This is a genomic window from Natronomonas sp. (genome assembly GCF_046710025.1).
Lineage (GTDB): Archaea > Halobacteriota > Halobacteria > Halobacteriales > Haloarculaceae > Natronomonas.
On record NZ_JBKEGK010000243.1, the window covers coordinates 1 to 3,720 of the forward strand.

A 3,720-nucleotide genomic window follows, 5' to 3' on the forward strand; every position below is an offset into this window, starting at 1 on the left:
CTCGCCATTGAACGCGGTCTCGCGGCCGCCGTTCAAAAAGTAGGTCACGTGGGCGTACTTTTCGGACTCCGCCGCCCGAAGCTGCGTGCGCCCGGCCTCCGAGAGCGCCTCGCCAAGCGTCCGCTCGGGCTCCAACGGCGGGTAGGCGACGGGAAGCCCGAACGTCTCGTCATACTCTGTCATCGTCACGAACGTGACCTCGGGAGGGTCGGTCTCGAACGCCCACTCCGGGTCGATATCGGCGAGCATCCGGGTGAGTTGGCGGGCGCGGTCGGCCCGGAAATTGAAGAAGATGGCCGCGTCACCCGCCGAGAGCGGAGGCGTGCCGGCCACGAGCGTCGGTTCGACGTACTCGTCCGTCTCGCCGCGGTCGTATGACGACTCGACGGCGTCGACGGCCGAGTCGGCGACATGGGGCGCCTCGCGCTCGACGATCGCGTCGTAGGCGCGTTTCGTCCGCGTCCAGTTCTCGTCGCGGTCCATCGCGTAGTAGCGGCCACAAACCGTCCCGACGTGACCGGTGCCGTGCTCGTCCGCCGTCGCTTCGAGATCGGCGAGAAAGTCCGAGCCGCTCTCGGGGGCCGTATCCCGGCCGTCGGTAAAGGCGTGTGTGACGGCCTCGACCCCCCGATCTGCGGCGAGTTCGATCAGGGCGTGGAGGTGTGCCTGATACGAGTGGACGCCGCCGTCGCTGACGAGCCCTAACAAGTGTACCCGTCCATCGCCGTCGGCGACGGCCGAGAGCGCCTCGCCGATCGCCTCGTTGTCGGCGAAGACGCCGGCGTCAATGTCGTCGGTCACGCGTGTCGAGTCCTGTTTGACGACCCGACCCGCCCCGATGTTGAGGTGGCCGACCTCGCTGTTTCCCATCTGTCCGTCCGGGAGACCGACCCGCCTGCCGTGGGTCTCGAGCGTTCCGGACGCGCCGGCGTCACGGAGTCGGTCGACGGTCGGCGTCGCCGCCGCCGAGACGGCGTCGCCCTCGCCGCCGTCGCCGAGACCCCAGCCGTCGAGGATTACGAGCGCGGCTTGCATACGTCCGGAGAGTGCCCCCCACCCTAAGGCGATGTCGCTTCGACGCCTCTTGGGTCCGCCGAGGCGAGTGACCGACTCTCGCCTCTCGGAAACGTTTTCCCGAGGCCGCCGGTAGCCGGGGGTATGTACCTGCGGCTCATCGGGCTCGCGCTGCTCGTCCCCCTCTTCGACGTCCTGTTGCTCGTCGTCCTCGCAACCGGGCTGGGGCCGGTCACGATCGGTCCGGCGGCGACGGTCGCCGTTGTCGTGTTGACCGCGTTGATCGGGCTACTTCTGGTCCGGGCCGAGGGCCGCCACACTATCCGGAAGATCCAGCGCAAACTTGCGCGTGGTGACCCGCCGACGGACGAGGTACTCGACGGCGCGTTCCTCCTCGTCGCCGGCGCATTGATGCTCACACCCGGCCTCGTCACCGACTTGCTTGGGCTCGTGCTCGTGTTACCACCGACCCGGTACCCGATCCGAGTCGTCGTCAAACGCTACGTCGTCAGGCCGTATCTCGACAGCAAGACCGACGGCTTCGCGAGCGGTAACGTCTATATCGGAGGGTTCCCCGGCGGCGACGGCGAGGCGAGCGGGTTCGGGGGCGGGAGCGGGTTCCCTGGGGGCCAGGGACCGGGGCCGGGACCGAACCGCGGGCCGGGACCCGACTCGGAGTCGGATTCCGCTGCCGCTGATTATGACGGCAGCACGGTCGAAATGGGCGAGGATGACTACGAGTTCGAGGACGTCTCCGAGCCCGATGACGGCGGCGATGCCAGGGATACTGGATCGACGAACGATGTCGACGACAGCGATTCGCGGGAGCGATAACCGTGGGACGACCCGGCGAGGGGCGGGCGAAAAGAAACGTTTAAACAACCCACGACGCTACGGTGAAACGCGCCTACCTAGGGCCAATAGCTCAGCTAGGTATGAGCGCTCGGCTGATAACCGGGAGGTCCTCGGTTCAAATCCGAGTTGGCCCACTCGGTTTCCGAACGGTCCTTGGCCGTCGGAAATCGGTGGCCAAACTCCCGTAGGCGTCTCATTTCCGTCCTAACTCCAGATAGTTAGAACCCTCTACAGCAGTAGAGTTCAACCGCTGTTTCCACGTAGGGGTGTGCTGTCTTGCTATTGCAGTTAGCCGCGCCCTCAGCGCACCAAATTTTCGAGACGTTATTTGCTTATTGACTCGATGGGCATTTGCTCGCCTTGTTCCGCTCCATTACTTCGCAGGAGTCTATCTCGCGACCGTGCGGACACTCTCCTGTGTATTGACAGGGGCGTGAAGCTCGATATAAACTGTCTTGAGGCGAGGGCATCGCCTGGACCGGAGTATTGGTTTGGCATGAAGTGTGCCGAAAGCACTACATCGAGCGCCGCTTGGGGAGAGAGTGCTTCGATCGCTCCAGCATCCGAGCCACGTTCGTCGCGGAACGCAAGCACACACCGATACCCCCATCCGTTTCGTTCGCGGCTCCAAGCGCCATGGAAGTCGGCATGGGGCGTGGAACAGAACTCCTCAAACAACTCGCCGCATCAGAAAACTCGGCTTGCAGCGGCCCGTTGCCCTCAACTAGCGCTGATGAGAGACGCCGGCATCGTCTCCCACGGTCCGAAGCGCAGGTCGCGTCGCCGGCACATCTGAGCTCGTTGCGGGGTGTTTCAGTGTGTGTCAGAGAGGTTGGGATAGGACTGGGCACCACCGCTTGAGTTTCGGGCGACGAGCGTCGCCACCGCCGCGGTGCCGCCGTTGACCTCGCGACGTCGTTCCTCGTAGCTGAGGATCGTCAGATCCAGACACGCCCGAAGCAGATCGTTCGAGCGGTAGCAATGCCGATCGCTTGAGGGACCGATCTCGATCGGATCGCTCGATCGGAGATGGTGTTCATACACCAATACGCCGCCCGGCGCGAGCATTTCCTTGAGATCCGGCAGGAGTTCGAGCGCAGCAAAGAAGCTCACGGTGATCACGTCGTAGGCGCCCGTCTCGAGATCGAACTCGGGGTCGGTGAGGTCGGCCCGGATCCACTCGACATCGACCCCCTTCTCGGTGGCGCGGCGGCGGGCCCGCTTGAGGGCTTCGTCGGAGATGTCGACGGCCTCAACCTCGTACCCACGCTCGGCGAGGTAGATCGCATTGCGCCCGGTGCCGGTCGCGACGTCCAGCGCACGGCCCTCGGGCAGCGTGTCGACCCGCCGCGCGAGCTCGGGGATCGGATCCTCGGGGAGTTCGAAGTCATCGTCGCCGCTGTACTTCTCGTTCCAGCGTTCGCGGTCGTCGGCCACGGTCCGACATTCGGGGGGAGCCGTGTTGAAACTAGCTGTGCACGAATTCGATTCCGACGCCTCACCTACTACGAGGATGGAGCCACATCGTGAACGGTTCGGAGGGCTGACCAATCGATCATTATGACGGTGGCTCCCCGAATCGAACTCCAAGGTCGGGGCCGAGCGATCACACCCACCTGAAACCATCCCCGATCGACCCGGCGACGTGCGGTTGTCGGAGGATATTTGCTCGTAGCTGCTGCTGAAGTGCTGTGAACTACCGCCGCCTACTCGGCGGTTGACGCCGCTTCGGTGAGGATGGGGGCTTCTCGCCCGATCTGCTACCCCCTCTGCGGTCCAGCGCACCCACTGGCTCTTGCACCGCTACGTGAGGTTAGCATATGCCAACTGGAGAATAATGTGCGCTCGTAC

The 3,720-nt window shown here is 64.5% G+C and carries 3 protein-coding genes and 1 tRNA gene; 2 read left to right on the forward strand and 2 right to left on the reverse strand.

The features are described from left to right. Positions 1-1,035 (reverse strand): 2,3-bisphosphoglycerate-independent phosphoglycerate mutase (gene gpmI / locus ACI944_RS12985; RefSeq protein ID WP_411719456.1); only part of this gene is annotated, 1,035 nt, incomplete at its 3' end. A 123-nt stretch (positions 1,036-1,158) separates the two neighbouring features. Here gpmI and ACI944_RS12990 point away from each other — a divergent pair. Both ACI944_RS12990 and ACI944_RS12995 read left to right on the forward strand, forming a co-directional pair. After that, complete coding sequence (locus ACI944_RS12990) at positions 1,159-1,848, forward strand: FxsA family protein (protein WP_411719457.1); 690 nt, start codon at positions 1,159-1,161, stop codon at positions 1,846-1,848. Between the two features lie 80 nt (positions 1,849-1,928). Beyond that, positions 1,929-2,003, forward strand: a tRNA-Ile gene (locus ACI944_RS12995). Positions 2,004-2,682: 679 nt separating this feature from the next. On the opposite strand, the gene ACI944_RS13000 is transcribed toward ACI944_RS12995, so the two are convergent. After that, positions 2,683-3,306: a class I SAM-dependent methyltransferase gene (locus ACI944_RS13000; RefSeq protein ID WP_411719458.1), complete on the reverse strand. Its 624-nt coding sequence runs from the start codon at positions 3,304-3,306 to the stop codon at positions 2,683-2,685. Between the last annotated feature and the right edge of the window lie 414 nt (positions 3,307-3,720).